The sequence below is a fragment of the Candidatus Accumulibacter sp. ACC005 genome, from assembly GCF_907163215.1.
GTDB classification, from domain to species: domain Bacteria; phylum Pseudomonadota; class Gammaproteobacteria; order Burkholderiales; family Rhodocyclaceae; genus Accumulibacter; species Accumulibacter regalis.
The window spans coordinates 53398-79798 of sequence record NZ_CAJQUB010000008.1 but is presented as its reverse complement, the minus strand read 5'-3'; the positions used below and the strand labels follow the sequence as shown (position 1 = coordinate 79798).

20 protein-coding genes are annotated in these 26401 nt (G+C 66.4%); 9 read left to right on the top strand and 11 right to left on the bottom strand.

Translation table 11 applies throughout. The annotated features are described in order from the left end of the window. Window positions 1–819 precede the first annotated feature (819 nt). A complete protein-coding gene (gene ppk2, locus QZ613_RS10520; protein ID WP_043563348.1) occupies window positions 820–1623 on the top strand; it encodes a polyphosphate kinase 2 in 804 nt (267 codons plus the stop codon). A 175-nt stretch (window positions 1624–1798) separates the two neighbouring features. Here the strand turns inward: ppk2 and QZ613_RS10515 are convergent, their stop codons facing one another. Next, window positions 1799–2242, bottom strand: coding sequence for a cache domain-containing protein (locus QZ613_RS10515; protein ID WP_043563204.1), 444 nt, complete (start codon window positions 2240–2242; stop codon window positions 1799–1801). Window positions 2243–2457: 215 nt separating this feature from the next. On the opposite strand from QZ613_RS10515, the gene QZ613_RS10510 reads away from it, so the two are divergent. From QZ613_RS10510 to QZ613_RS10485, 6 genes are all read left to right on the top strand, one after another. Then, entirely contained in the window at window positions 2458–3396 is a 939-nt protein-coding gene (locus QZ613_RS10510) for a pyridoxal-phosphate dependent enzyme (protein WP_291982320.1), read from the top strand. A 76-nt stretch (window positions 3397–3472) separates the two neighbouring features. After that, entirely contained in the window at window positions 3473–6253 is a 2781-nt protein-coding gene (ppc, locus tag QZ613_RS10505; RefSeq protein WP_291982318.1) for a phosphoenolpyruvate carboxylase, read from the top strand. Window positions 6254–6560: 307 nt separating this feature from the next. After that, window positions 6561–7784, top strand: a complete 1224-nt coding sequence (locus QZ613_RS10500; RefSeq protein WP_291982316.1) for an efflux RND transporter periplasmic adaptor subunit — start codon at window positions 6561–6563, stop codon at window positions 7782–7784. Further along, the gene (locus QZ613_RS10495) at window positions 7781–10849 is read left to right on the top strand and encodes an efflux RND transporter permease subunit (RefSeq protein WP_291982314.1); all 3069 of its coding nucleotides are present in this window, start codon (window positions 7781–7783) and stop codon (window positions 10847–10849) included. The genes QZ613_RS10500 and QZ613_RS10495 overlap by 4 nt, the downstream gene beginning before the upstream one ends. Before the next feature lie 219 nt (window positions 10850–11068). Then, entirely contained in the window at window positions 11069–12430 is a 1362-nt protein-coding gene (locus QZ613_RS10490; protein WP_291982312.1) for a DUF3300 domain-containing protein, read from the top strand. A gap of 34 nt (window positions 12431–12464) precedes the next feature. After that, window positions 12465–13427: a DUF2950 domain-containing protein gene (locus tag QZ613_RS10485; RefSeq protein ID WP_291982310.1), complete on the top strand. Its 963-nt coding sequence runs from the start codon at window positions 12465–12467 to the stop codon at window positions 13425–13427. A 436-nt stretch (window positions 13428–13863) separates the two neighbouring features. Here QZ613_RS10485 and rlmD read toward each other — a convergent pair whose 3' ends face one another. Then, entirely contained in the window at window positions 13864–15174 is a 1311-nt protein-coding gene (gene rlmD / locus QZ613_RS10480) for a 23S rRNA (uracil(1939)-C(5))-methyltransferase RlmD (RefSeq protein ID WP_291866353.1), read from the bottom strand. Between the two features lie 212 nt (window positions 15175–15386). Here rlmD and QZ613_RS10475 point away from each other — a divergent pair, with 212 nt between their 5' ends. Both QZ613_RS10475 and QZ613_RS10470 read left to right on the top strand, forming a co-directional pair. Next, window positions 15387–15866, top strand: a complete 480-nt coding sequence (locus QZ613_RS10475; protein ID WP_043563186.1) for a hypothetical protein — start codon at window positions 15387–15389, stop codon at window positions 15864–15866. 133 nt (window positions 15867–15999) lie between these two features. Beyond that, window positions 16000–16914 carry a DMT family transporter gene (locus QZ613_RS10470; protein ID WP_291982307.1) on the top strand — a complete coding sequence of 305 codons (915 nt, stop codon included), beginning with the start codon at window positions 16000–16002 and terminating at the stop codon, window positions 16912–16914. A 26-nt stretch (window positions 16915–16940) separates the two neighbouring features. Here QZ613_RS10470 and QZ613_RS10465 read toward each other — a convergent pair whose 3' ends face one another. From QZ613_RS10465 to QZ613_RS10425, 9 genes are all read right to left on the bottom strand, one after another. Continuing rightward, window positions 16941–17705, bottom strand: a complete 765-nt coding sequence (locus QZ613_RS10465) for an amino acid ABC transporter ATP-binding protein (RefSeq protein WP_291866359.1) — start codon at window positions 17703–17705, stop codon at window positions 16941–16943. Window positions 17706–17717: 12 nt separating this feature from the next. Beyond that, entirely contained in the window at window positions 17718–18476 is a 759-nt protein-coding gene (locus QZ613_RS10460) for an amino acid ABC transporter permease (RefSeq protein WP_043563183.1), read from the bottom strand. A 15-nt stretch (window positions 18477–18491) separates the two neighbouring features. Further along, entirely contained in the window at window positions 18492–19265 is a 774-nt protein-coding gene (locus QZ613_RS10455; protein WP_043563182.1) for an ABC transporter substrate-binding protein, read from the bottom strand. Window positions 19266–19560: 295 nt separating this feature from the next. Next, window positions 19561–21180: a PAS domain-containing sensor histidine kinase gene (locus QZ613_RS10450; RefSeq protein ID WP_291866364.1), complete on the bottom strand. Its 1620-nt coding sequence runs from the start codon at window positions 21178–21180 to the stop codon at window positions 19561–19563. A gap of 4 nt (window positions 21181–21184) precedes the next feature. After that, window positions 21185–22687, bottom strand: a complete 1503-nt coding sequence (locus QZ613_RS10445) for a transporter substrate-binding domain-containing protein (RefSeq protein ID WP_291901840.1) — start codon at window positions 22685–22687, stop codon at window positions 21185–21187. Window positions 22688–22764: 77 nt separating this feature from the next. Beyond that, the gene (locus tag QZ613_RS10440; protein ID WP_043563338.1) at window positions 22765–22968 is read right to left on the bottom strand and encodes a heavy metal-associated domain-containing protein; all 204 of its coding nucleotides are present in this window, start codon (window positions 22966–22968) and stop codon (window positions 22765–22767) included. A gap of 69 nt (window positions 22969–23037) precedes the next feature. After that, window positions 23038–24636 (bottom strand): HAMP domain-containing sensor histidine kinase, encoded by a 1599-nt coding sequence (locus tag QZ613_RS10435; RefSeq protein ID WP_291982305.1) that lies wholly within the window; start codon window positions 24634–24636, stop codon window positions 23038–23040. After that, window positions 24636–25337 carry a response regulator transcription factor gene (locus QZ613_RS10430; RefSeq protein WP_291982303.1) on the bottom strand — a complete coding sequence of 234 codons (702 nt, stop codon included), beginning with the start codon at window positions 25335–25337 and terminating at the stop codon, window positions 24636–24638. Before QZ613_RS10430 ends, QZ613_RS10435 begins: the two co-directional genes overlap by 1 nt. Window positions 25338–25421: 84 nt before the next feature. Next, a complete protein-coding gene (locus QZ613_RS10425; RefSeq protein ID WP_291982301.1) occupies window positions 25422–26258 on the bottom strand; it encodes a spondin domain-containing protein in 837 nt (278 codons plus the stop codon). Window positions 26259–26401 lie beyond the last annotated feature (143 nt).

Below are 26401 nucleotides of genomic sequence, written 5' to 3'. Positions count from 1 at the left end.
CACGATACGCAGCGCACGGCTGCGGCCCTCGGGTGAAGGCCCGCCATTGCCCACCGGAGCGGCCGGAAAAACTGCCCGGGTCGCAAGCGTTCTCGGCGCCGAGGCGGCCATCGGGCAACAGGGAACCCACGCTATTTGTAGTTCTCGAATCAAATCGCACGTTTCGTGCGCCACAATGTTCATCTCTGCAGAAAAATGCATGATAATTGCCGGCCGCGGCCCATTCAGGCGCAACGAGGAAATGAAACATGCCAGCAATTCAAGATCGCGTTGAATTGTCCGATCTTCAGGGCAACGAGAACCTGGTCGCCGCTTGCTCCTGCAGTGGGCCGGCATCGGCACTCGGCGCGGTCTCCCGGCGTCGCGTTCGTACCTGGAGCCTTGATCCGCTCACCCACACCATGTGGAACGTAGTGGACGCAGCCGTTCGCGCCGCCCGAGATTGTCCGGTTGCAGCGTCACCAGCAATGGAATACAACATTTCCATAAACTGCCGCGCCCTTGCCAGGAAACACTTTCAACCCCTATCCGCTTTTTAGCCACACCAAGGAGGCATCAATGAGTGAAGTCAATACCGAGCAAACAGAGGTCGCACCCGCGAGCGATCTAGCCGACACCAAAGGCGTGACCGTGGAACAGGCCGCGCCTCCGGCAAGCCCCCCGGCCAAGGCCGCAGCAAAGCCAGCGGCGAAGGTGCCCGTCAAAAAAGAAGAAGCCAAGAAGGCGCCGGAAAAGGCTAAGGAGGAGAAAGCAGTGAAGACAGCCAAAGCAAAGCCCGCCGCGCAGAAGCCCGAGCCAGCCGCTGCGGCGACCAAGGAAGTGGAAAGTGTCAAGAGCGCGCGCAAGACGCCGCTGAAGACGAAGCACTACGAGAAAGCCCTGGCGAAGCTGCAGGTCGAACTCGTCAAGCTGCAGGAATGGATCAAGTTCAAGAAGCTGAAAGTCGTCGTCCTGTTCGAAGGACGCGACGCCGCCGGCAAGGGCGGTACGATCAAGCGCATCACCGAAAGCCTCAGCCCACGGGTCACCCGTGTCGCCGCTCTGCCGGCGCCGACCGACCGGGAAACCGGCCAGTGGTATTTCCAGCGCTACGTGCAGCACCTTCCCGCCGGCGGCGAAATGGTGCTCTTCGACCGCAGCTGGTACAACCGGGCGGGCGTCGAACGGGTGATGGGCTTCTGCACCGACGAGGAATACCGTGAGTTTCTGCGCAGCTGCCCGGAGTTCGAACGTATGCTCGTGCGCAGCGGCATCATCCTCATCAAGTACTGGTTCTCGGTCAGCAACGAAGAGCAGGAGCGCCGTTTCCAGAAACGCATTTTCCATCCGGAAAAGCACTGGAAGCTCAGCCCGATGGACCTGCAATCGCGCGCGCGCTGGGTCGAGTACTCGCGCGCCAAGGACAATATGTTCGCGCACACCGACATCAAGCAGGCGCCCTGGTACGTCGTCGATGGCGACGACAAGAAGCGCGCCCGCCTGAACGTGATCACGCACCTACTGAACATGATCGACTACGAGGATCTCACCCCCGAGCCAATCGTCCTGCCGCCCCGACAGGAAGAAATTGGCTACGTACGCCCGCCGATGTCGGATCAGACTTTCATTCCCGAAGTGTATTGACCTCCTGAGGTCGGGCATCCTGACCAAGCCGCTCAGGATTGCCTGCATCCGGCCCGCCGCTGACGAGCGGCGCGGCAATCGCAAAAAACCCCGCTACGGCGGGGTTTTTCTCGTCACACCGGTCGCGGCGCTAGCCCATTGATGACCGCCAGCCCCCGGTCCGGCTTCGCGGAACTTACTTGTAATAGCCGACCGCGCAGACCTGGTCGCCGACCTTGGTCACGTAGACCACCTTGTTCACCGGATCGGTCTGGCCGGGACGTGGCCACATGTACGAAACCTCGACGATCACGCCGTCCTTGGCGGCAGCGTAGACCTCGACGCCCAACGGCTTGCCGGCCTTGTCCTTGAGGTCTTTCAGGCTCTTGCCGACAAGGGACGGATGGGCGGTGAAGTTTCCGTCAGGCCCGCCGCAATAGGGGTAAAGGTCCCGGTCCTTGAAACCGCCCTCGCCCTTGGTAAACATCGCGAGCGCCTGAGCCTTGTCGGCATTCACCGCGGCAACCGCTTTTTGGAGCATGGCCTTGGCTTCGGCGGGAGTACCGTATTCTGCTGCCCATGCGGCACCAGCGGAGGAGAAGACTGCTACTGCTGAGGCTATGGCTAGTTGACGTAACATCGAAACTCTCCTTATCAAGTTCAAGTTATCAGACAACAACAACGACTTGCGAAAGTAGCGCGGGTGAGGGGCAAAGCCACTCACCCAGCATGGTAGATCAAATAGCGGCGAAGGATGGCAAGAATTGGCCGAGCGCGGCGGGCATGCTTTCTTGCCCATTGTCCTAGCGGCTGCTTATCATCGGTGGCTGATCACCCGGGAAGGCCACGACCAGAATGCCCCTGCACATTGAAACCCCGCTCATCGAATCGCGCTCGCTGAGCAGCGCTGGCCATTGTTCCGTCTGGCTCAAGCTGGAAGCGCTGCAGCCACCCGGATCGTTCAAGATTCGCGGCATCGGTGCGGCCTGCGAGGAGTACAGCCGACGAGGCGCGCGGCGCTTCGTGTCCTCATCCGGCGGCAATGCCGGCCTGGCGGTTGCCTATGCGGGCCGCCGCCTGGCGACCCCGGTCACCGTGGTGGTGCCGGAAACCACTTCCGCGAGAGCCAGGGAGCTCCTACGGCAGGAGGCTGCCAAGATCATCGTCCACGGCGCCTCCTGGCACGAAGCCAATGTCCTGGCGCTGTCGATGATCGAGGAATCGGACGCCTTTCTCCACCCCTTCGACGACCCCCTGCTGTGGCACGGCCATGCCACCATGGTCGACGAGCTTGCGCGCTCGATGCCCGCTCCCGATGCCGTGGTCCTCTCGGTTGGCGGCGGCGGCCTGCTCTGCGGGGTCATCGAAGGCCTGCATCGCAACGGTCTCGGGCGGGTCCCGGTGATCGCCGTCGAGACCGCCGGCGCGGCGTCGTTCAATCGCTCGCTACTGGCCGGTCAAAGGGTCGAACTCGAAGCCATCAGCAGCGTCGCCACGTCTCTCGGCGCCAAACGCGTTTGCGAGCGCGCGTTTCAATGGTCGACAGAGCACCCGATCCACAGCGTCGTCGTCTCCGACCACGCTGCGCTCGACGCCTGCGAGCGCTTTCTCGCCGACCACCGGCTGCTCGTCGAGCCAGCTTGTGGCGCCGGCCTGGCGCTGGCTTATGCAGGCTCGCCAGTACTTGCCGGCTTTGCCAGAGTGGCATTCATCGTCTGCGGCGGCGCGACGGCGACCATCGATCAGATCCGGGAATGGTCGGCGAACGCAGCTGAGGAGCAGGAAGACCTATAATCGCCTGCTGCGGCCTGTCCGGGCAGGGCCGCCGGCCTTCCCCCGACCGCCCTCCTCAACGGAAGAGCATCAACACATGAGTTTGCTGGATTCAATGGATACGACCGCCACCGAAACCGACAAGGACCTTCCCCTGCGCGAGGACATCCGGCTGCTCGGCCGAATTCTCGGCGACACGGTCGGTCAGCAGGAGGGTGGCGAGGTCTTCGATGTCGTCGAACGCATCCGCCAGAACTCGGTGCGCTTCGCTCGCGATCTCGACGAAGGCGCCCGCGCCGAGCTGGAGAAAATCCTCGCCGAACTGCCACGCGATACGATGCTGGCCGTCATCCGCTCGTTCACCTATTTCCTGCATCTCGCCAACATCGCCGAGGACGAGCACCACGTCCGCCGCCGCCGAGCGCACGAGATGATCGGCTCGCCGGCACGCGACGGCAGCCTGGAACTGGCGCTGACGCGGCTGCAGGCCGCCGGCGTCAGCGGCGAAGGGCTGCGCGCCTGCCTCGAACAGGCGTTGATCTCGCCGGTGCTCACCGCGCATCCGACCGAAGTCAGTCGCAAGAGCATCCTCTTCTGTCAACACGAGGTCAGGGGCCTGCTCGACGACCGCGACCGGCAACGCCTGACGCCGGGCGAACTCGCCGACAACGAGGTCGCGCTGCGCCGTGCCGTGCTGACGCTGTGGCGGACGCGCATGGTGCGTTCGACGCGCCTGGCGGTGATCGACGAGGTGAAGAACGGGATCAGCTATTTCGACGAGACTTTTTTCGTCGAGCTGCCCCGCCTCTACTGCCAGTTCGAAGACCAGCTCAGGCAGGCCTTCCCTGGCCAGCGCTGGGCGCTGCCCAACTTTTTCCGCGTCGGCTCGTGGATCGGTGGCGACCGCGACGGCAATCCCTTCGTCACCGCCGAAGTGCTGCGTGAAAGCGTGCGCCGGCAGTCGATCGCCGCTTTCGACTTCTATCTCGGCGAAATCCACGCGCTCGGTCGCGAGCTGCCGCTGTCGCATACCCTGGTCGATGTCTCCGAGGCCCTCGCAGCGCTCGCCGAAGCTTCGCCGGATAGCGCGCCGCAGCGCCTCGACGAGCCCTACCGGCGGGCGCTGACGGGCATCTACGCGCGCCTGGCGGCAACCTCCAGCACGCTCGACCAGCACGAATCGCCGGAGCACGCCGTCGGTGTCGCCGACGCCTACGCGACACCCGAAGAGATCGTCGCCGACCTGCAGGTATTGGTCGATTCGCTGATCGCCAACGGCGCCGAACTGATCGCCGCTGGCCGCCTGCGCAGCCTGGTGCGGGCCATCGGCGTCTTCGGCTTTCATCTCGCACCGATCGATCTGCGCCAGAATTCCGAGGTGCACGCGCGCACGGTCGGCGAACTGCTGGCGCGGACACAGCGCTGCGCCGACTACTCCGCCCTCGACGAGCCGGCACGGATCGCCCTGCTGAGCGACGAAATTGCCAGCCCGCGGCCGCTCTACTCGCCGTACATCGACTACTCGCCCGAAACGCGGGGCGAACTGGCGATCTTCTTCGCCGCTCGCGAGCTGCGCCAGCGCTACGGCGCCACCGCCTTGCCGAACTGCATCATCTCGAAAACCGACGGCGTCTCCGATCTCCTCGAAGTCGCCCTGCTGCTCAAGGAAGCCGGCCTGCTGGTGCCCGGAGAAGCGCCGAAACTGGCACTGAACATCATCCCGCTGTTCGAAACCATTGACGACCTGCAGCGCGCACCGGCAGTGATGCAACAACTCTTCGCACTGCCCGCCTACCGCGCGCTGGTCGCCGCGCGCGGCGACGAACACGAGGTCATGCTCGGCTATTCGGACAGCAACAAGGACGGCGGCTTCCTGACCTCCGGCTGGGAACTGTACAAGGCCGAAATCGGCCTGACCGCGACCTTTGCCGAGCACGCCATCCGCCTGCGCCTGTTCCACGGCCGTGGCGGCAGCGTCGGGCGTGGCGGCGGTCCGAGCTACGACGCCATCCTGGCGCAACCACCGGGAGCCGTCGCCGGCCAGATCCGGATCACCGAGCAGGGCGAAGTGATCGCCTCGAAGTACGCCAACCCGGAAGTCGGCCGCCGCAACCTCGAAATTCTCGCCGCCGCGACGCTCGAAGAAACCTTGCTCGGGATCGACCGCGACGATCTGCCGACCGCCGCTTTTCACCAGGCCATGGAAGAGCTCTCGACGCTGGCTTTCCAGGCCTACCGCCAGCTCGTTTACGAAACGCCCGGCTTCACCCGCTACTTCCGCGAATCGACGCCGATCCTCGAAATCGCGACGCTGAACATCGGCAGCCGGCCGGCCGCGCGCACCGCCTCCGACCGAATCGAAGACCTGCGCGCGATTCCCTGGGTCTTCTCCTGGGCGCAATGCCGGCTGATGCTGCCCGGCTGGTACGGCTTCGGCAGCGCCGTCAAGCGCTGGCGCGCGCAACGCCCCGACGCCCTGCCACTGCTGCAGGAGATGCACCGCGACTGGCCCTTCTTCCGCACCCTGCTGTCGAACATGGACATGGTGCTCGCCAAGTCCGACCTGGCCATCGCCTCGCGTTACGCCGAGCTGGTCAGCGATGCCGAATTGCGCAGCAGCATCTTCGCGCGCATCAGCGAGGAATGGCAGGCCACGCGCGAAGCCCTACTGGCCATCAACGGCCAGGACGAACTGCTCGCCGACAACCCGCTGCTGCAGCGCTCGATGCGTAACCGCTTTCCGTACATCGACCTGCTCAACCACCTGCAGGTCGAGCTCCTGCACCGACTGCGCGCCGGCGACGACGACATCCGCCTCAAGCGCGGCAGCCTGATCACCATCAACGGTATCGCGGCCGGACTGCGCAACAGCGGCTGAGCCGGCGCAGCGGTGGGCGCTGGCGCGACCTCGCACGCGCCGCGCTCCGCGCAACCGAGATTTTTCGCCGCCGCGTCTTTACCTGTCTTTGCAAACGGCGACGGCAGTTAACCTGGCAGTGGCGATAATGTCGGCCTGATGTCCACGAACGCCATCGCTGTCCGAGCTTGACAGCGGCCCGACCAGCCAGCAGCGGGCCAGGACGCCAGGCAACCGGCAAGAGCCCTGGCCGCGGCACAAGGCCTTTGCCAACGACCGCCGCGCAGCCGCCCAACGCCAGTCCCCCTGAAAACCGATCCTCTCACCGATGCCCACCCCGACCCCCTCCCCGACCCCCGCCGCCTCCAGCGCCAGGATTCGCCTGCTTCTCATCCTGATCGCCGCCGTACTCGTGCTCGGCGGCGCTTTCGCGGCCTTCCATTTCGCTTCTCGCGGCGCCGACGGCGCCAGGAGCAGCGACGCCAAGGCGGCCACCGCGACGCCTCCGACAAGACGTACCGCGCTGGCGGTGAGCACCGTACACCCGCAACGGGCGACCTGGTCACAGCAGCTCAGCGTCAGCGGCGGCATCTTCCCGTGGCAGGAAGCCGTAATCGCCGCCGAGACCAGCGGCCTGCGCGTCGTCAAGCTCGCAGCGGATGTCGGCAGCGTCGTTCGCGCCGGCCAGTTGCTCGCCGAACTCTCGCGCGACAGCGTCGAAGCCAGCCTGGCTCAGCAGGAGGCGAACCTTGCGAAGGCCAGGGCCGCCGTCGCCGAAGCGACGGCGAATGGCGACCGCGCGCGCCGGGTCAAGGGCAGCGGGGCGATGTCCGAGCAGCTGATCAACCAGTACCTGAGCGCCGAACAGAGCGCGAAAGCATCCGTCGCCGCAGCCGCGGCAGCGCTCAGGAGCGAACGCGTCCGCCTCGCGCAGACGCGCATCGTCGCTCCTGACGATGGCGTGATCAGCAGTCGCAGCGCAACGCTGGGCAGTGTCGTGCAAGCCGGCAACGAGCTGTTTCGCATGCTGCGCGGCAATCGCCTCGAGTGGCGCGCCGAAGTGTCTGCCGAGCAGCTGGCACGCCTCGCGCCGGGGCAGAAGGCCCAACTTCGCCTGGCCAATGGCGCGCAGCTCGACGGCAGTATACGCATGCTGGCGCCGACGCTCGACCCCGCCACGCGCAAGGCACTGGTCTACGTCGACCTGCCCGCCGACAGTGCCGCCCGCGCGGGCATGTTTGCCAGCGGCGAGATCCTCACCGGCAGCACGACGGCCAGTGTGCTGCCATCGTCGGCGGTGATTCTGCGCGACGGGCACAGCTATGTTTTCCAGGTCGGCGCGCAGGAAATCGTGCGCCAGATAAAGGTCGACCCGGGTCGCCGTCAGGGCGGCGACGTCGAAATCCTCGACCCGCTGCCGGCCGACGCGCGCATCGTCGTCAGTGGCGGCGCCTTCCTGAACGATGGCGACGCGGTGCGCATCGAAGCGGCAGCGCCGGCCGCGGGGAACGCGGACGCGCCGGGCGCAGGACCGGCACAGGCGGCGAAATGAACTTTTCCGCGTGGTCGATCCGCAACCCGGTTCCGGCGCTGCTGCTCTTTGCCCTGCTGACTTTCCTGGGCATCAGCAGCTTCCGCTCGCTGGGCATCCAGAATTTCCCGGACATCGAACTGCCGACGATCACCATCGCTGCCACCTACGAGGGCGTCGCGCCGGCACAGATGGAAACCGAAGTGGCGCGCAAGATCGAGGATCAGGTCGCCTCGCTCGGCGGCATCGAGCACATCACCACGACGCTGACCGATGGCTCGGCGTCGATCAAGGTCGCTTTCAACATCGACAAGAACGCCGAGGTGGCGCTCAACGAGGTGCGCAACGCGATCGACACGGTGCGCGCCGACCTGCCGGCGGCGATGCGCGACCCGGTCGTCTCCAAGGTCACCACTTCGGGCAGTGCCATCCTCACCTACGCACTGCGCTCCACGCGCCTGGACGAAGAGGCGCTGTCGTGGTTCGTCGACAACGACGTCGCCAAGGCCATGCTGGCGGTCAAGGGCGTCGGCAAGGTCGCCCGCATCGGCGGTGTCAATCGCGAAGTGCAGGTCGATCTCGACAGCGCCCGCCTGGCCGCGCTGGGCGTCACCGCCGGCGACGTCTCGAACGTGCTGCGACAGGTGCAGCAGGACGCCTCCGGTGGCCGCGGCGACATCGGCAGCGGCATCCAGTCGGTACGCACGCTGGCCGCGGTCGGCAGCGTTGCCGACATCGCCGCGCTCGAGATTCCGCTCGCCGGCGGGCGCAGCGTCCGCCTCGGCGACGTGGCCAGGGTCCGCGACGGGGTTGCCGAACGCAGCAGCATCACCCTGCTCGACGGTCAGCCGGTGGTCAGCTTCGAAGTCACGCGCATCAGGGGCGCCAGTGAAGTGGCCGTCGCCGATGCGGTACGCAAGGCGGTCGCGCAGCTGCAGGCGAAGCACCCGCAAGTGCTCATCGAGGAGGCCTTCAACACCGTCGCGCCGGTGCAGGACAACTTCGACGGCTCGATGGAACTGCTCTACGAAGGCGCCTTCCTGGCCATTCTGGTCGTCTGGTGGTTCCTGCGCGACTGGCGTGCGACGCTGGTCTCGGCGGCGGCGCTGCCGCTGTCGATCATCCCCACCTTCGCCGCGATGTACTTCTTCGACTTCAGCCTCAACACGCTGACCCTGCTGGCCCTGGCGCTGGTCGTCGGCATCCTGGTCGACGACGCGATCGTCGAGATCGAGAACATCGTCCGCCACCTGCGCATGGGCAAGACGCCGGTCGAGGCGGCCACCGAGGCGGCCGACGAGATCGGCCTGGCGGTCATCGCCACCACCTTCACGCTGGTCGCCGTCTTCCTGCCGACCGCCTTCATGGGCGGTGTGCCGGGCAAGTTCTTCAAGCAGTTCGGGATCACCGCGGCGGTCTCGGTGCTTGCCTCGCTGCTCGTCGCCCGCCTGCTGACGCCGATGATGGCCGCCTACTTCCTCAAGCCACACGGCGCACAGGAAGCCGACAGTCGCCTGATGACCCGTTTCCTCGCCTCGGCCAGCTGGTGCCTGCATCACCGCAAGACGACGGCACTGGCGGCGATCGTCTTCTTCGTCGGCTCGCTGGCGCTGCTGCCGCTGCTGCCGACCGGCTTCGTCCCGGCCGCCGACCGCGCGCAGACCAAGGTGAGCATCGAACTGCAGCCGGGCAGCACGCTCGACGAAACGCGGGCCATCGCCGCCCAGGCGCGCCGTCTGCTCGAACAAATGCCCGAGGTGACGCGCGTCTTCAGCGCCATCGGCCGCAGCTCGGGCGGCAACGACGGCCCGTTCGCGGGCAGCGCCAGCAGCGACGTGCGCAAGGCGACGCTGAACGTCAGCCTGGTCTCGCGCCACGAGCGCGCCAAGCAGAGCGCCGTCGAAGCCGACATTCGCCAGCGCATGGCCGTCCTTCCCGGCGCCCGGATATCGGTCGGCGCCGGCCAGACCGGCGAAAACCTCAAGCTGGTGCTCGCCGGCGAGGACCCGGAAGCGCTGCGCCTCGCCAGCCAGTCGATCACCTCCGAACTGCGCACGCTCAAGGGCATCGGCAACGTCACTTCCGGCGCCAGCCTGCAGCGTCCCGAGATCCACATCACGCCGGACTTCGCCCGCGCCGCCGACCTCGGCGTCACCGCCGCCGCCATGGCCGGCGTCATCCGCGTCGCCACCGCCGGCGACTACGACGCCAACCTGCCCAAGCTCAACCTTGCGCAGCGCCAGATTCCGATCCGCGTCCGCCTCGACGAGGCTCTACGCCAGGATCTCGACGCCGTTCGCCAGTTGCGCGTACCGGCCAACAAGGGCGCCGTGCCGCTCGACACCGTCGCCGACGTCCGCCTGGGCAGCGGCCCGGCGCAGATCGACCGCCTCGACCGCCAGCGCAACGTGACCATCGACGTCGAACTCGGTAGCCGCGACCTCGGCGCGGTCGTCGCCGAAGCCAACGAACTGCCGGCGCTGAAGGGCCTGCCGCCGGGAATCAGCCGCCCGCCGTCGGGCGACGCCGAGCGCATGGCCGAACTGTTCGGCAGTTTCGGCTCGGCGATGCTGATCGGCGTGCTGTGCATCTACGTCGTCCTGGTGCTGCTCTTTCACGACTTCCTGCAACCGGCGACCATCCTCGCTGCGCTGCCGCTCTCGGTCGGCGGCGCCTTCTTCGCCCTGCTGGTCACCCACAACAGCTTCTCGATGCCGTCGGTGATCGGCCTCCTGATGCTGATGGGCATCGTCACCAAGAACTCGATCCTGCTCGTCGAGTACGCGGTAATGGCCCGGCGCGAGCACGGCATGGCCCGCTTCGAAGCGCTGATCGACGCCTGCCACAAGCGCGCCAAACCGATCCTGATGACCACCATCGCCATGGTCGCCGGAATGGCGCCGATCGCGCTGGGGATTGGCGCCGAGCCGAGCTTCCGCTCGCCGATGGCCATCGCCGTGATCGGCGGGCTGCTGACTTCGACGGTGTTGAGTCTGCTGGTGATTCCGGTGGTATTCACCTACGTCGATGATCTGCTGCTGTTGCTGAAGCGGGTTGGACGACGCCTGCAACGGGCGAATCGGTGATCCGCTTCGCGAGAGCGCCATGCGCCTGCTCCGGATCGGCCAGCGTCTGGTCGCTGTTCAGCGCGGCAGACCTGAAAAGTCGACTTGGCAAGCCACGCTCGCAGCAGATATGCTGACACGGTAGTCACTTCCTGGTCGGCCGTATCCGGCCCGGGCGCGGTGCCACTCGACCCCTGTCGCTTCGCTGGTAAATCGTTGTTTTCAATCCGAGGATGCTTGATGAACGAAAAAACCTCCCGATCCTGCGCGCTGCTCACGGCACTCGTGTTTGCGGTGTCTCCGACGCTGGCGCAGCAAGCGCCGGCGGCGCCGGCGCAGGCGGCGTCAGCCAGTCCGGCACAGCAGACGTTCTCGCAGGAAGACCTTGACCGGCTGCTGGCACCGATTGCGCTCTATCCGGACGCGCTGCTCGCGCAAGTCCTCATGGCCTCGACCTATCCGCTGGAGGTGGTCGAAGCGGCCCGCTGGGCCAAGGCCAACCCCAAGGTCACCGGCAAGGCGCTGGAAGACGCAATGGTCAGGCAGCAATGGGATCCAGCGGTCAAGTCGCTGACTTCGGTGCCCGAAGTGCTCAAGCAGATGAACGAAAACCTGAGCTGGACGCAAAAGCTGGGCGACGCCTTCCTCGCCCAGCAGCCGGCGGTGATGGACACCGTGCAGTCATTGCGCGCCAAGGCCGACGCCAACGGCAACCTGAAGACAACCGAACAGCAGGTCGTCAAGACCGAGACCCAGGGCAGCCAGACGATCTATGTCGTCGAGTCGCCGAAGCCGGACGTGGTCTACGTCCCGACCTACAATCCGAGCGTGGTCTACGGTAGCTGGTGGTACCCGACGCCGCCCTACACCGTCTATCCGCCGGCCTACGTCTATCCTCCCGGCCTGGCGTTTGCCACCGGCATTCTCGTCGGCGCAGCAATCTGGGGAGCCTGCAACTGGGGTTGGGGCCGCGGCTCGGTCGATATCAACGTCAATCGCTACAACTCGTTCAACCGCACCAACATCAGCAACCGGAACTGGAATCACAACGTCCAGCACCGTCGCGGCGTCGCCTACCGCGATCAGAACGTGGCGCGCCAGTACAATCGCGGCGGCAACGCCTCTGCCGCCCAGGCACGGGACAATTTCCGCGGCCGCGCCGAAAGCGGGCGCTCGGAACTCAAGGGCATGGATCGCAGCCAGCTGAATGATCGCGTGCAGAACGCCAACCGTGGCGCTCAAGCGGGGACGCGCGACAGACCCGATGGCTTCGGTGGCGGAAGGGCAACGGCCAGCGACCGCATGGCCGGCGGGGACGCCAGGGCGTCGGCAGGCAACCGCATGGACGGTGGGGGCGACAGGGCGTCGGCAGGCAACCGTATGGACGGCGGTAGCGCACGCAGCAACGCGACGAGCAGCGCCAGGGGTAGCGGCTTCTCCGGTGCCGGCAACGGCCACTCGACGCGCGAAGCCAGCCAGCGGGGCCAGAGCAGCCGCTCACAGATGAGCCATGCGAGCAGCGGAGGCGGTCGCGCAGGCGGCGGGGGCGGACATCGCGGCGGCGGCGGACGTGGGGGTGGAGGTGGCGGACGTGGTCGCTGAACAGCCCTGCCCACCCCTTTCTGCGGAGAAGAAGATGATGAAAGTACTCAAGCACACGCTCACGACGCTCGCGGTCGCCGTGTGGGTCGCCACCGCGCCTGCCGCCCTCGCCACGGCAAAGGCGAAACCGGCCGCGCAGGTGGTCCACAGCGCCTTTGCAACGCCTGACGACGCCGCCCTGGCGCTCGCTGAAGCCGTACGCAGCGGGGACCCGAAAGCGCTGCTGGCGGTCGTCGGCCCGAACGCCGGCAGTTGGCTGTTCAGCGGCGACAACGTCGCCGACCGCGAAGACTGGAAGCGATTCCTGGCCGAATACGATCAGAAACACAGCATCAGCAACGAGGCCGACGGCAGGGCAGTGCTGCTCGTCGGGGACAGCGACTGGCCTTTCCCGGCACCACTGGTGCGCCAGGAAGACGGCTGGGCGTTCGACGCCGAAGCCGGCCGCGAGGAGATCACCAACCGGCGCATCGGTCGTAACGAGCTGGATACCGTCCAGACCCTGCTGGCGATCGTCGATGCGCAGCGTGACTATGCCAGCGACGATCCCGACGGCAACGGATTCAACGACTACGCACGCCAGTTCGTGTCCACCAAGGGGCAACGCGATGGCCTTTACTGGCCCGTCGCCGACGGCCAGCCGCCGAGCCCCCTGGGGGAACTGATCGCCGAGGCCACCGGCGAAGGTTATGCCGTCAAGCAGTCGAAAGCCAGGCGCCACGAGCCGAGGCCCTATCATGGTTATCTCTATCGCATGCTTACTGCAGAAGGCAGCAACTCACCCGATGGCGGATACAGCTACCTCGTCGGCGACAAGATGATCGGCGGCTTCGCCGTTGTCGCCTATCCGGCCAAGTACGGCGCCTCGGGAGTGATGACTTTCATCGTCAATCACAATGGAATCGTCTATCAGAAGGATCTCGGCAAGGGCACGGCGAGTTCGGCAAGGGCGATGCGCAGCTTCAATCCCGACACCACTTGGACAATGGTGCACTAGACGCCGGCGGCAGGCATGACGGCGATCGTCATGCCTGCCGGGCGCCGCGCAGCCGCTTCCGGTCCCTCAACCGGCTAGTGTGGTGGCTGCATTCTTGATGAGACTTTCAGCGACGCTGACGGCCGCGTGAAAGCGTAGGGTGGCTGGAGTTCGCCTGGCCCATAGCGCTGCCCGCGTTGCCAAATCCGTGCAACCATTCCCCAGCCACCGTCATTGCGAGGAGGCGTAGCCGACGCGGCAATCCAGTTCCATTCTCTGACTGCTTGTCCGCCACATCAGCCAGGCGAAAAACAGAACCTCTGGATTGCCACGTCGGCTACGCCTCCTCGCAATGACGTGCAGGCTGCTGTGGCGGCGCAGTTCCGACGAAACTTCCAGCAAGCCGGGCAGCCGCTTGAAACCAAGTCGTCGCCGAAATTCGCCGGTTCCATTCTTCTCAACACGACACTGGCGGGCGCTCGAATAGGGCGATCGACTCGACGTGCGAGGTGTTGGGGAACATGTTGACCACGCCCGCGCCGCGCAAGCGGTAGCCCTGCTGCCTGACGAGGATCGCCGCGTCGCGTGCCAGGCTCGGCGGGCTGCACGAGATGTAGACGATCCGGCGCGGGCCGTCGGCGGACAGCGACTTGACCAGTTCCAGCGCGCCATCGCGCGGCGGATCGATGAGCATCTTGTCCAGCCGCCCGAAGGCAGCGACGCTCTCGGTGGTCGCTGCGAACAGGTTGGCGACACGGTACTCGACGCGTCCGTCGAGGCCGTTCGCGGCCGCATTCCCGGCCGCACGGGCGACGAGTTCGGCGCTGCCCTCGACCCCGAGAACCTGCGCGCCCGAACGCGCAATGGCCAGGGTGAAGTTGCCCAGGCCGCAGAACATGTCGCCGATGCGCTCGCCCGCCCGTGGCTCGAGGAGAGTCATCGCGCGCCGCACGAGCACGCGATTGATCGCGTGATTGACCTGCGTGAACTCGGTTGGCGAGAAGAAATGCTCGACGCCGAAGTCGGGCAGCAGGTAGGAAAGCGGCGGCCCCTCCGGCGGATGAAAGCGGTAGGCGGTCGCCGGCCCCTGCGGCTGCAGATAGAAGACGAGCGCGTGGCGGTCGGCAAAGTCGCGCAGCCGGATCTCGTCATCGGCACTCGGCGCTTCGAGAACGCGCAGCACGAGAGCCGTCACTCGCTCGCCGACGGCCACCTCGATTTGCGGCAGGCGATCGCGGATCGAAAGTCCGCCGATCAACTCGCGCAGCGGCAACAAGAGCGCCGACAGCTGTGGCGGGAGAATCTCGCACTGTCCCATGTCGGCAACGTAGCTGCCCTTGCGCTCGCGAAAGCCAACCAGCACGGCGTCTTTCTTGGCCACGAAGCGAACCGAGAGGCGGGCGCGATAGCGATACCCCCACGCCGGACCATGAATCGGCGCGTACAGTTGCTCGGCCCTGATCTCGCCAAGATGGCGCAGGGTGTCCTCGAACAAGCGCTGCTTGGCGGCCACCTGCGCAGCGCTATCGAGATGCTGCATGCTGCACCCACCGCAAACGCCGAAATGCGGACAGCGTGGAGGCACGCGATCCGACGACGGCTCGAGGACGCGCAAGGTCCGCGCCTGCTCATAGGTCGGCTTGCGGCGGTAGACGGCATAGTCGACGCGCTCCCCCGGCAGGGCGCCGTCGATGAAGACCGTCTTGCCGTCGACCACGATCAGCCCGCGCCCCTCGTGGTCCAGCGAAGCAATGACTCCTGTGGGCATCGTGTCCATCCGCAAAAGAACGGGCGATTCTACCGCAATGGAAATGACTTATCCGGGCGGCGTGACTTTCGCGGCCCCGCCCGATTCGCCCAGCCGACAAGCCGCGACAACACGCGGCGGCACGCTTCAGACTTGCCGACCCCGGGCCAGGCCTGCTATCTTCGCCAGGAAATTCCCCGGAAGATTCGCCACACGTACGCGGAGCTCTCCTGATGAGCAGTCGCCTGATCACCCACTGGGCCGAGCACGATAGCGCGGTTCAGGAAATCCTCGAACGGTCGCCAAGCCGACTCCTGATCTTCGACGAAGATCTGTCAGCCCTCAAGCTCGAACGGCCGGAGAGAATCGCCGCGCTGAGTCGCCTGCTGAGTTGCGAGCAGGCCAGCAAGCAACTGACCATCGTCGTCCAGAAGGCGGAATTCGTCAGGCAGTACAGCCCGCGCCTGATGGCCCTGCTGGCCGTGCATGCGCCAGTGCTGACCATCATCCACGCGCCGCCCCATCTCGAAGCACTCACCGACTCCTTGCTGATTGCCGACGGCAAACACGCGCTGGTCCGCTTCCACCGCGATCATGCCCGCTGTCGACAGATCATCGACGACGTCGAGGAGTGCCAGCCCTACGCCAAGCGCTTCGACGAGATTCTCGGCGAAGGCGGCGACCGGCTGAGCGCGATAACCCTCGGTCTGTAGGCACCGGCGCAGGCTTGGCGCGGAAACGGTCAGCGCCGCCTGAACGACGCCAAGCGAGGCATGGACAGCGGCGCGCAGCCACAGCTGGCGCGATTTCGGCTACACTCGCCGGCTTTTTGCGGAGGCGATCGCCGTGACACGCGCCCAGGCCAATCTCCTGCTACTCGCCGTCGCCCTGATCTGGGGTTCGGCGTTTGTCGCTCAGGCTGCGGGCATGGTCGGTGTCGGGCCGCTGACCTTCACCGGCATCCGCTTCCTGCTCGGCACCGCCGTGGTCGCCCCGCTCGCCTGGCGCGAGTGGCGCCTGCTCGCCGTGCGTCAGGCGCAGCCCTTGCCCCGCGATGCGCTCGGCATCGGCGTCCTGGGCGTGCTGCTGATGCTCGGCGCCGTTTTTCAGCAGATCGGCATCACCAGCACGACGGTGACCAACGCCGGCTTTCTTACCGCATTGTACGTGCCGCTGGTGCCGCTGCTCTGCTGGCTGCTGCTGCGCACACCGGCACACTGGTCGGTGTGGCCGACGTCGCTCGGCTGCCTCGCCGGCACCTGGCTGCTCTCCGGCGCGCAGAGCGTAGACCTCGTCGTCGGCGACCTGTGGGTCATGGCCAGCAGCGTCTTCTGGGCGCTGCATGTGATTTTCGTCGGGCGCATCGCCGAGCGCCTGCACGCGCCCTTCCTGATCGCCGCCGGGCAGTTCCTGGTCTGCGGGCTGCTCAGTCTGCTGTGCGCCGCGCCCACCGAGACACTCACCCTCGACGGCCTGGCGCTGGCAGCGCTGCCGATTGCCTACGCGGGACTGGTCTCGGTGGGCGTCGGCTACACCACGCAGGTCGTCGCGCAACGCTATGCACAGCCTGCCGACGCGGCGATCATCCTCTCGGCCGAGACCGTCTTCGCGGCCATGTTCGGCTTCCTGCTCATGGGCGATCGGCTGAACGCCGAAGGCATCGCCGGATGCGTGCTGATTCTGGTGTGCATCGTCGCCGTGCAGATCGCGCCCCTGGCTGCGGCCGGCAGACAGGCGCTGGCCGCGCGACGCGCACCATAGGGGGCAGCCAACCGGGCTGCCGCGCCTCAGCCGCGGCGAACCTGCGACAGAAAGGCCTGCGCGCGCGCGTGGTCCGGATTGGAGAAGAAGTTCTCCGGGGTGGTGTCTTCGAGAATCACGCCTTCGTCGAAAAAGATCAGCCGATCGGCGACTTCGCGCGCGAAACCCATCTCGTGCGTCACCGCCAGCATGGTGATGCCGCTGTGCGCCAGCTCGCGCATCACGGCCAGCACTTCGTTGACCATCTCCGGGTCCAGCGCCGAGGTCGGCTCGTCGAACAGGAGCACCTTGGGGTCCATGGCCAGCGCCCGCGCGATGGCCACCCGTTGTTGCTGGCCGCCGGAAAGCTGCACCGGATACTTGTCCGCCTGGTTGGCGAGGCCAACGCGCTCGAGCAGCTTGTGCGCCTTGGCCTCGGCGTCGGCCCTGCTCATCTTGCGCACGCGCATCGGCGCCAGGGCGACGTTGCGCAGGATGCTCAGGTGCGAGAAGAGATTGAAGCTCTGGAAGACCATCCCGACCTCGCGACGAATGGCGTCGAGATTCTTCACGTTGTCGTTGAGGACGATGCCGTCGATGACGATCTCGCCCGAATCATGCGCTTCGAGGCGATTGAGCGTGCGCAGGAAGGTCGACTTCCCGGAACCGGACGGCCCGACGATGGCCGTCACCTGCCCCTCGTAGAAAGTGGCCGAAACGTCCTTCAGCGCGACGAAGGAACCGAAACGCTTGCCGATCGCCCGCGCCTCGATGATCGGTCGCAGGCTTGCCTCGGCGGCGGCTGTGTTCATGCGCTGCGCCCCCTAGCGCTTCTGTCCGACGTCGAGCCGTGCTTCGAGAGCGGCGGTGAGCGTCGTGAAAGCGGTGGTCAGGATCAGATAGATGGCACCGATGGTCAGGAATACCGGAATCGGCTGATAGCTCTGCGCCTGCACCCGGTAGCCGATCATGGTCAGCTCGACGACGCTGATCGCGTAGGCCAGCGATGAATCCTTGACCAGCGACGCCAGGTTGTTGGCCAGCGCCGGCAGCGCGACGCGCATGCTCTGCGGCAGGACGACGTCCATGAAGGTCTGCAACGGGCTCAGCCCGAGGGCACGCGCCGCTTCCACCTGGCCATGCGGAACGGCGAGGATGCCGGCGCGAACGCATTCGGTGTTATAGGCGCCGATATTCAGCGACAGGGCGATCGCCGCGCAGGCAAAGTCGGAAAGGATGACGCCCTCGGGCATCAGCTCGGGCGCTGCCAGCCAGACAAAAAGAATCTGCAGCAGGAGCGGCGTTCCGCGTATCAGCCACACGTAGGCGTCGCAGAGCACGCGCAGTGGCCAGAACTTCGACACCTTGCCGAGCCCGGCCAGGACGCCGATGACCACCCCGACGGAGCCGGCAATCAGCGTCAGCCAGACAGTGATCCGCGCCCCGTCGGCGAACTGCTGCGCCGCCGGGCCGACCGGCGCCGGCATTGCTGAGAGCGGGATGGCCATCCCCCAGAGAAAGGCGAGCAGCCCGATCATCGCGCCGAACATCGTCCATCCGGGGTTGTTCCTGGTCCAGTTCATGCTGCCTCAGTCAACTCAGGGGCGGCAGGAAACGTCTTCCTTGAAGTATTTCTGCGACAACGCCTGGTAGCTGCCGTCCTTCATCACCTCGGCCAGCGCGTGGTTGAGTTTCTCGGCAAGTTCCTTGTTGCCCTTGGGCATGATCATCGAAACCTTCTCGACGAAAACCAGCTCGCCGCCGACGATACCCGCGTCGGGATTCTTGTCGAGCGTGCCCTTGACGGTGAACTTGTCGGAGATCCAGGCATCGACCTTCTTTGCGCGCAGCGCCGAGAAAGCTTCCGGGTCACCCTTGTAGGTCTTGATCGCCTTGATGCCCTTGATCTTCTGCGCGGCACCCGCGTAGGTGGTCGCCAGTTGCACGCCGACGGACTTGCCGTTCAGCGCGGAAACGGTCAGCGGGCCTCCCTTGTGCGCGGCGATCTGGCCACCGGTGCAGTAGTGCGGATTGGCGAAATCGACCGACTTCGCCCGCTCTTCCGTAAAGCCATGCGAGGCAATCGCGAAGTCGAAACGATCCTGCTTGAGCGCCGCAATCTGGGCGTCGAAAGGCACCACGCTCCATTCCAGCTTGAGGCCCAGCTTCTTGGCGATGACCTCGGCGAGCTCGACTTCGAAGCCGGTAAGCGTCGAACCTTCGTAGTAATTGAACGGCTGGAAGGCGCCCTCGGTGGCCGCCTTGATCGTCCCCGACTCCTGGATCGCTTTCCAATCACGCGCGTTCGCGGCACCTCCAATCAGCAGCGTTAGCGGAATAACGACACTCAACAACCTGGCTAGAAATCGCATGACACCTCCTGTCGATAAAGGTCGGACGCCCGAAACAAGGCTTCGCCATCGCCGCCGTACCGTGTGCGCCCGGCCATGGCGGTGAAAACGGAGCACAGAGTACAACAAACAGCGGCAAAAGAGAGCAACTACCGCGCCCGGCGGCCAGCCCGTCATTGCCAGCGCAGCGAAGCAATCCAGGGCTTGGCAATGGCGGCGGTCGGAAAACACTCGGCAAACCGGTGGAAACGTCACTGACAGGAGGCGTTGTGAGACGCCACAGAAAACCGCGGGAAGCAGCCGCCGGCCTACCGAGTCACGCCTCCGCCGCGCCCGCCTTGCCGTCGGGAAACTCCAGCCGGAACACCGAACCCTGGCCGGGCGTGCTTTCGGCGTACACGCGCCCGCCCATGCGCTGCATGGCTTTCCTGACCAGGGCCAGGCCGACGCCGGTGCCGGCGTAATCCTCGCTGCGCTGCAGGCGCTGGAACATCTCGAAAATTCGGTCGTGGAAACGCATGTCGAAGCCGATGCCGTTGTCTTCGATGGCCAGCTTTGTCGAATGGCCGCAGCGCTGCCCGCTGATGCGGATCAGCGGCGACGGCACAGCGGCGCTGAACTTGACGGCGTTGTCGATCAGGTTGCGCACGACCACGGTCAGCCCCTGCGGGTCGGCGCACACGGCAAGCTGGTCAAGGTCGATTTCGATTCTTGCGCCCTGCTGGCCGATGACCCCGTGCAGGTCGGCGAGCACCTCGTCGACGAGCGGACGCAAGGCGACCGTCACGCACCGCAGAGCGCAGCGTTCCAGGCGCGAATAGGCGAGCAGATCGTCGATCAGGTCGTTCATCTGCTCGATGCCACGCGCAATGTTGGCGAGGAACTGCTGCCCGTCGGCGTCGAGTTGCGCGCGGTAGTCGTCGGCCAGCATGTGGCTGTAACCGGCGATGCCCCGCAGCGGCGCCTTGAGATCGTGGGCGACGGCGTAGGCAAAGGTCTCCAGCTCGCGGTTGGCGGCGGCGAGCTGGCGGGTGCGTTCCCGCACCCGCTCTTCGAGTTCGTCACGGGCGCGGGTCAGGTCGGTCTGCACGTCCTTGAGCAGCGAGACGTCACGGGTGATGCCGAATACGCCGCGCACTTCGCCGGCGATGATCAACGGCCCCTTGGTGGTCAGATACGGCGCGCTCCGACCACCCACGCGCACGTTTTCCTCGTAGCTCTCGACCTGGCCGCTGGCCATGATGCGCCGGTCATCGGCGCGAAAACGTTCGGCGACCTCGCGCGGGAAGAGTGCGAAGTCGTCAGCGTGCACGACGGCGTCCGGCGACTGTCCGACCAGATCGGCCAGGGCGCGGTTGCCGATCAGGTAGCGCCCGTCCTCGTCCTTGACGAAGATGGCGTCGAGCGAGCCTTCCACGAGAGCCGCCAGCATGCCGTGGAGGTGCTCCAGTTCCGCGGCCTTGGCGACCCGTTCGCTGATGTCCTGCACCGTTCCCAGCCGGTACAACGGCGAACCGTCACTGGCGCAGACCGTTTCGCCGCGTTCTTCCACATGCTTGACCCGAGCACCGGGAAAAAGCAGGCGATGGACGATGACGTAAGGCGCGCGCGTGGCCAGCGACTGACGCCGTGCCGCGTCGACCGCTGCGCGGTCGTCCGGATGGATGACGTGGAGAAAGTCTTCGTACGAGGCGACGACGGACTGCGGGGCGATCTCGAAAATGCGGTAGAGCTCGGCGCTGCCGCTCAGGCGGCTCGTTGTCAGGTCCAGCGACCAGCTGCCAACATGCGCCAGACGCTGCGCCTCGTTCAGGCGCGCCTCGCTCGCCCGCAGCGCGTTCTCCGCCTGCTGCTGGTCCTCCAGAACACTGAGCAGGGCCCGCCGCGAACGCTCGCCATGGTCGGGGTTGTCGGGGTGCTCTGGCGGTTCCGTCACGGCTTCAGTTCCGCGCAGTCGACCCATGCACGGCCTGGCTGGGATAACGCGGCGGCTGTCCGTGTTCGGCAAGCAAGGCGTTGATCTCGACCTTGAGTTCCTGCACGCGGTGTTCGCGACCGAGCATCACGGCCTGCCAGCGGGTCAGTTCGTCGAGCTGGCTTTGCAGCTTGCGCTGCATCGCGCGCCAGTCGGTGACGTCCTGGATGGCGCCGAACAGGCGACTGGGCTTTCCCGTCTCGTCGTAGTCGATATCGACGCGCACGCTGACCTCGCGCACGCTGCCGTCAGGACGCAGCAGCCGATACCAGAGTTCGCCGATGTCGTCGCCTGGCCGACTGTCGAGCATGCGCTGCAGATAGGCGTCGTGGAGATCGCGGTCATCCGGGTGGACGCGGGCGATCAACTCCTCATAGCTCAGCTGCAGCGACTGCGGCTCGAGGCCGAAGAGGCGATAGGTTTCGTCGGACCACAGGATGCGTCCGTCGGCGACGCGGAATTCCCAGTGGCCCAGGTGGGCGAGGGCCACCGAGGCCTTCTGCCGCTTCTCGCTGGCGTCGAGGGCGTGCTGGCGGCGGGCCAGTTCGCGCTTGAGCTGGCGATTCCAGCCGAGGATGACCAGATAGGCGACGAGCGCCAGCGCCAGCGCGCCGAGCAACCAGGGTACCGCGCGGACCAACAGCGTCGGCTTGCTCAAACGCACAAGCTGCTCGGCCTGTTGCGGCACCCAGCGCTGAAGGATCGCGTTCCTGCGCTCCACCGGGATGGCCGCGAAGGCCTTGTCGAGAAGTGGCGCGAGTTCTGGCCAGTCCTTGCGCACGCCGAAGCGCTGATTGTTGTCGGCCATGTCGAAAGCGACGTTGACCTTGAGATTGGTGATGCCGTTCTGCGCCGCCAGGAAGATGTTCACGCCGATCACGCCGACATAGGCGTCGGCAGCGCCGGAGGCCACCGCACGCAGGCCGTCAAGCGGATTGGCGACCAGCAGGGGGCGCAGCTGCGGGTGTTCGTCGAGCACCCGGCGGCTCGACGAATACCCCTCGACGAGCACCAGGCGCAAGGCTTCGAGGTCCTTGAGCGAATGCAGCTGCGCGGTCTCGCGGCGAGTCACGACGACCAGTGGGGTGATCAGGTAGGGGGCGCTGAATTCGAGAAAAGCTTCGCGCTCGGGCAGATGGACGACGGTGGCCACGGCATCCAGCTGGCGCGCGCGCACCGCGTCCATGAGCTGCATCCAGGAGAGGTCGGCGACGAATTCGAAACGGACTCCCAGTAACGCGGCGATCTCGGCCATGAAATCGGCCGCCACACCCTGCACCCGGCCGTTCTCGTCAACAAAGGTATAGGGGCCGTAGCCGGCATCGATGCCCATGCGGATCACCGGGTGCTCGGCGACCCAGGCGCGTTCGGCGCTGCTCAGCTCGAGCCCGGCAGCGCGCAACGAAGCGCTCGCCGCCAGCAGCATCAGCAGGCAGAGACCGGTCAGAAGGCGAACGACCAACGGCATGTCTTGTCCCCGGGTCAAATCGGTTCAGTTGAACGCGCGCACAAGATCAGCGATACGCGCCCGCGCGCCCGCCGAACCTACTCGGTCGGATAACCCGCGTCTTCGATGATCTGGCGGATATCGCCCTCATCGACCATCGCCGTATGCTCGATGGTCGCCTGGCCGGTTTCCAGCGACACCTCGACGTGGCCGATGCACGGCAGGTCCTGAATGGCGTTCATGACCAGGCGCAGGCAGTCGTCGGACTTCATTCCGGTGATCTTGAGGGTGGTGGTCGGCATCGCATCTTCCCGTTCGCGGTGAGCGCTCATTGTAGCCGCTGTCACCAGGGTCACCGCAACCCGCGCCCACTAGCCCAGATTCAGCGCACCCTGCATCGACTGCGCCAGCGGCAGCGCCAGGCAAAGGCGCGTGCCGCCGTCCGGCGACGGCAACGGTCGCAGGCTGCCGCCGTGCAGGCTGGCGACGCGCTGGGCGATGGCCAGGCCGAGGCCGCCGATGCCGCCGCTGCTGCGCCGGACCGGCGGGTCGCGCAGCGATTGCCCGCTTTCGAGGCGGATCAGGACTTCTTCGGGCAGACCGCTGCCGGTGTCCTCGATGGTGATCCGGGCCTGGGCGCCGTCGTGGGTGACGCTGACCCGTACCGGTGCGCACTCCGGCGCATGACGCATGGCGTTGTCGATGAGGTTGGTCAGTGCGCGCTCGATGAGTTGCAGGTCGCCGTCGAGTTCGAGGCGTCCGGGGGGTTCGCCGTGCAGCGTCACCGGCGACGGCCCGCCGTTGACGGCGAATTTCTGCACCGCGTCGGCAACCAGTTCGTCGAGCCGGAAGCGCTCGCGGTGCAGCAGCTGGTCGGTCGATTGCAGCGCTGCCAACTCGAAGAGCTGCTGCGAGAGCCGACGCACCTTGTCGCTCTGCGCGAGCGCGGCGGCGACGACACGCTCGCGCTGCGCGGGTTCGCCGAGGCCCTGGCCGGCCAGCGCTTCGAGATGGCCGTGCAGCGCGGTCAGCGGCGTCCGCAGGTCGTGCGCGACGCCGGCCATCGTCTCGCGGTGCGCGCTCGCCTGCTGCTGTTCGCGCGCGGCCTGCGACTCGATGCGCTCGGTCATGGCGTCGAAAGCGGCGCCGATGGCCAGCACTTCGTCGCCAGCGCTCGGCGACGAGCGGCTTGCGGCGGCTTCGCCGGACTGCCGGCGGCGCTGGCTATAGTCGCCGATGCGGCGGGCGAGCCGGTGCAGGGGCTGCGTCAGCCGACGCAGGGTAAAGGCGCCGACCGCCAGGGTCACCAGCAGACCGAGTCCGGCGACCAGCGCGGTGCCCTGCCAGACGCGGCGCTGACTCAGCTGCCCGGCGACTGCTTCGCGCGCCTGGCCGTCGAGGACGATGTAGAGATAACCCGGCGGGCGGCTGTCGCCCGCACGCGGCGGAAACATCGCCGCACTGAAGATGCGCGCGACACCCGATCCCATCGGGTCGCTGCCGCGCAGCGGCAAGGCGCTACCGGCCAGGAAGTCACGCACCGGGCGCAGGTCCACCTGCTCCTGGCGCACCATGCCGGGGTCACCGATGTAGGCCTGCACGCGGCCGTCGGCGTCGAGCACGTAGACCTGGATGCCCGGGTTGACGACCATCAGCATCGACAGCAACTCGTCGCGCGCCGCGCGATCGGCCTGGTCACGGTCGGCAAGGGTGATCTCCGGCCAGTGTTCGACGATGTGCCTGGCCAGCCCGTGCGACAGCCGCTGCAGGGATTCCTGCTCGTCCTCGGCGGCGACGTGCCAGCCGAGCACCCCGACCAGCGCGCCGTAGGCGAGCAGGAGCAAGGCCATGGCCATCGTCAGGCGCGAGGAAAATGAACGTCGCGCGTGCCGCGCGGAACACGCTGACGAAGACCGCGTGGCATGCGCGGCGCCGGGGCGCGCATCGCTCACATTGCGCTCACGGCTCATTACGGGCTCTCTTCGAAGCGGTAGCCGACGCCCCAGACGGTGACGATGCGCTGCGGGTCGCGCGAATCGTCTTCGATCTTGGTGCGCAAACGGTTGATGTGCGAGTTGACGGTGTGCTCGTAGCCGTCGAAGCCGGCGCCCCAGACGCGTTGCAGGAGTTCACCGCGACTGAAGGCGCGGCCCGGGTGGCGAGCGAGAAAGTGCAGCAGGTCGAACTCGCGCAGGGTCAGCGGCACGGCAGTGTCGCCGCGCTGCAGTTCGCGGCGCTCGGTATCGAGGCGGAAGGGCCCGAAGCGCAACTCCGACGCGGCGGCCGCAGGCGACGAGCGCAGCTGCTCGATGCGGCGCAGCAGGGCACGCACGCGGGCGACCAGTTCGAGCATCGAAAACGGCTTGGCAAGGTAGTCGTCGGCACCGAGTTCGAGGCCCAGCACGCGGTGCGCCTCGGCCGAACGCGCGCTGAGCATGATCACCGGCACGTCGGCATGGCGGGCGCGCAAATGGCGGCAGACGTCCCAGCCGTCGGCGCCGGGGAGCATCAGGTCGAGGAGCACCATGTCCCAGCGCTGGCGATCGATGGCCGCCATCGCCCGCAATCCGTCGGACTCGCGATGCAGGCGATAGCCGGCTTCTTCGAGGTGCAGGCGCAAGGCGCCGGCAATCGCGTCGTCGTCCTCGACGAGGAGCAACTGCTCGTTCATGCGCCCAGCGGCGCGGAACGCTGCCGGTGCCGACGCCGGAGGGCGATGAACAGCGAGCCGGCGGCCGTCGTCTTCAAACCGTTCTCACACCGGTGACGCCGTCGCCAGAGGCGAATCCGCGCGCTCGGCGCCTGGTTTGGGGCGCCGGCGGCCGACCCAGCCAATGGCCAGCAGTCCAGGCAGCATCAGCGCCAGGCTTTCCGGCTCGGGCACCGTCGCAAAGCTGATCCGATAGACCTCGCTGCTGGCGCCAAGGCCACTGTTGAAAACGTAGCCGGCGGCCGTATTGACGCCGTTGAACGCCGCCAGTCCGGCGAAGTTCAAACCGACGTTGCCGCCTTCGGCAGTCCGCAGGGTGGCGTCGCTGCCGGCGACGAAGGCGGCGGCTGCGCTAGCGAAGGTTTCCGATCCCGCATCCCAGATGTCACCCGCGGTCTGCACGATCGACGAGATGAGCAGATTGCCGGCGGCGCCGAAGAGCTGATACTGCGTCGGCGAATCGTTGCCTATGAAGTGATCGTTGCTGGGCAAGGCCATGGCCGCGAACGTAAAGAAGGGATTGCTGGTGCTGTCGATCAGCGAGAAGAGCTTACTGCTGCTCGCGCCAGGCAGCAAGGCGCCGCCAATCGCGGCGCGCGTCGACGTCGGATCGGCCGCGGCGAAGGCGGCCTGCCATTGTGCGCCGCCACCCAGTTCGGCGACGGAAATGATTTCCGGGCCGGCAGGAGAGCCGCTGTCGAAAGCGTCGAAGCTACCGTTGTTGAAACCCACGTGCAGCGGCGCAAAGGCGATGCTGTTCGCGGCAGCGAGATTTTCAATGGTCACCATGAGGTTGACCTGTGCGGCGCTGGCAGCAGAGCAAACGGCCAGCGCCGCAGCGCCGGCCGCCAGGCGGAAAGGGAGGGAAAGGCGTTCGTGCATCTGGGTTCTCCTCGAGGAAGGAAGCGGATGGAAAACGAGCCGGAAAACCCGAGCCCGCACGAACGATGATAGGAAACGATTCTCCCGCAGTCCTCATGGAATATTCACGCCGCGGTGAACATTGCGCCCGCGCGCACACGGCG

What these genes read in the sequence shown, in the direction of transcription:
- QZ613_RS10515 (WP_043563204.1), bottom strand. Translation starts at nt 2,242, where the DNA reads ATGTTACGTCAACTAGCCATAGCCTCAGCAGTAGCAGTCTTCTCCTCC.
- QZ613_RS10510 (WP_291982320.1), top strand. Translation starts at nt 2,458, where the DNA reads ATGCCCCTGCACATTGAAACCCCGCTCATCGAATCGCGCTCGCTGAGC.
- ppc (WP_291982318.1), top strand. Translation starts at nt 3,473, where the DNA reads ATGAGTTTGCTGGATTCAATGGATACGACCGCCACCGAAACCGACAAG.
- QZ613_RS10500 (WP_291982316.1), top strand. Translation starts at nt 6,561, where the DNA reads ATGCCCACCCCGACCCCCTCCCCGACCCCCGCCGCCTCCAGCGCCAGG.
- QZ613_RS10495 (WP_291982314.1), top strand. Translation starts at nt 7,781, where the DNA reads ATGAACTTTTCCGCGTGGTCGATCCGCAACCCGGTTCCGGCGCTGCTG.
- QZ613_RS10490 (WP_291982312.1), top strand. Translation starts at nt 11,069, where the DNA reads ATGAACGAAAAAACCTCCCGATCCTGCGCGCTGCTCACGGCACTCGTG.
- QZ613_RS10485 (WP_291982310.1), top strand. Translation starts at nt 12,465, where the DNA reads ATGATGAAAGTACTCAAGCACACGCTCACGACGCTCGCGGTCGCCGTG.
- rlmD (WP_291866353.1), bottom strand. Translation starts at nt 15,174, where the DNA reads ATGCCCACAGGAGTCATTGCTTCGCTGGACCACGAGGGGCGCGGGCTG.
- QZ613_RS10475 (WP_043563186.1), top strand. Translation starts at nt 15,387, where the DNA reads ATGAGCAGTCGCCTGATCACCCACTGGGCCGAGCACGATAGCGCGGTT.
- QZ613_RS10465 (WP_291866359.1), bottom strand. Translation starts at nt 17,705, where the DNA reads ATGAACACAGCCGCCGCCGAGGCAAGCCTGCGACCGATCATCGAGGCG.
- QZ613_RS10460 (WP_043563183.1), bottom strand. Translation starts at nt 18,476, where the DNA reads ATGAACTGGACCAGGAACAACCCCGGATGGACGATGTTCGGCGCGATG.
- QZ613_RS10455 (WP_043563182.1), bottom strand. Translation starts at nt 19,265, where the DNA reads ATGCGATTTCTAGCCAGGTTGTTGAGTGTCGTTATTCCGCTAACGCTG.
- QZ613_RS10445 (WP_291901840.1), bottom strand. Translation starts at nt 22,687, where the DNA reads ATGCCGTTGGTCGTTCGCCTTCTGACCGGTCTCTGCCTGCTGATGCTG.
- QZ613_RS10440 (WP_043563338.1), bottom strand. Translation starts at nt 22,968, where the DNA reads ATGCCGACCACCACCCTCAAGATCACCGGAATGAAGTCCGACGACTGC.
- QZ613_RS10435 (WP_291982305.1), bottom strand. Translation starts at nt 24,636, where the DNA reads ATGAGCCGTGAGCGCAATGTGAGCGATGCGCGCCCCGGCGCCGCGCAT.
- QZ613_RS10430 (WP_291982303.1), bottom strand. Translation starts at nt 25,337, where the DNA reads ATGAACGAGCAGTTGCTCCTCGTCGAGGACGACGACGCGATTGCCGGC.
- QZ613_RS10425 (WP_291982301.1), bottom strand. Translation starts at nt 26,258, where the DNA reads ATGCACGAACGCCTTTCCCTCCCTTTCCGCCTGGCGGCCGGCGCTGCG.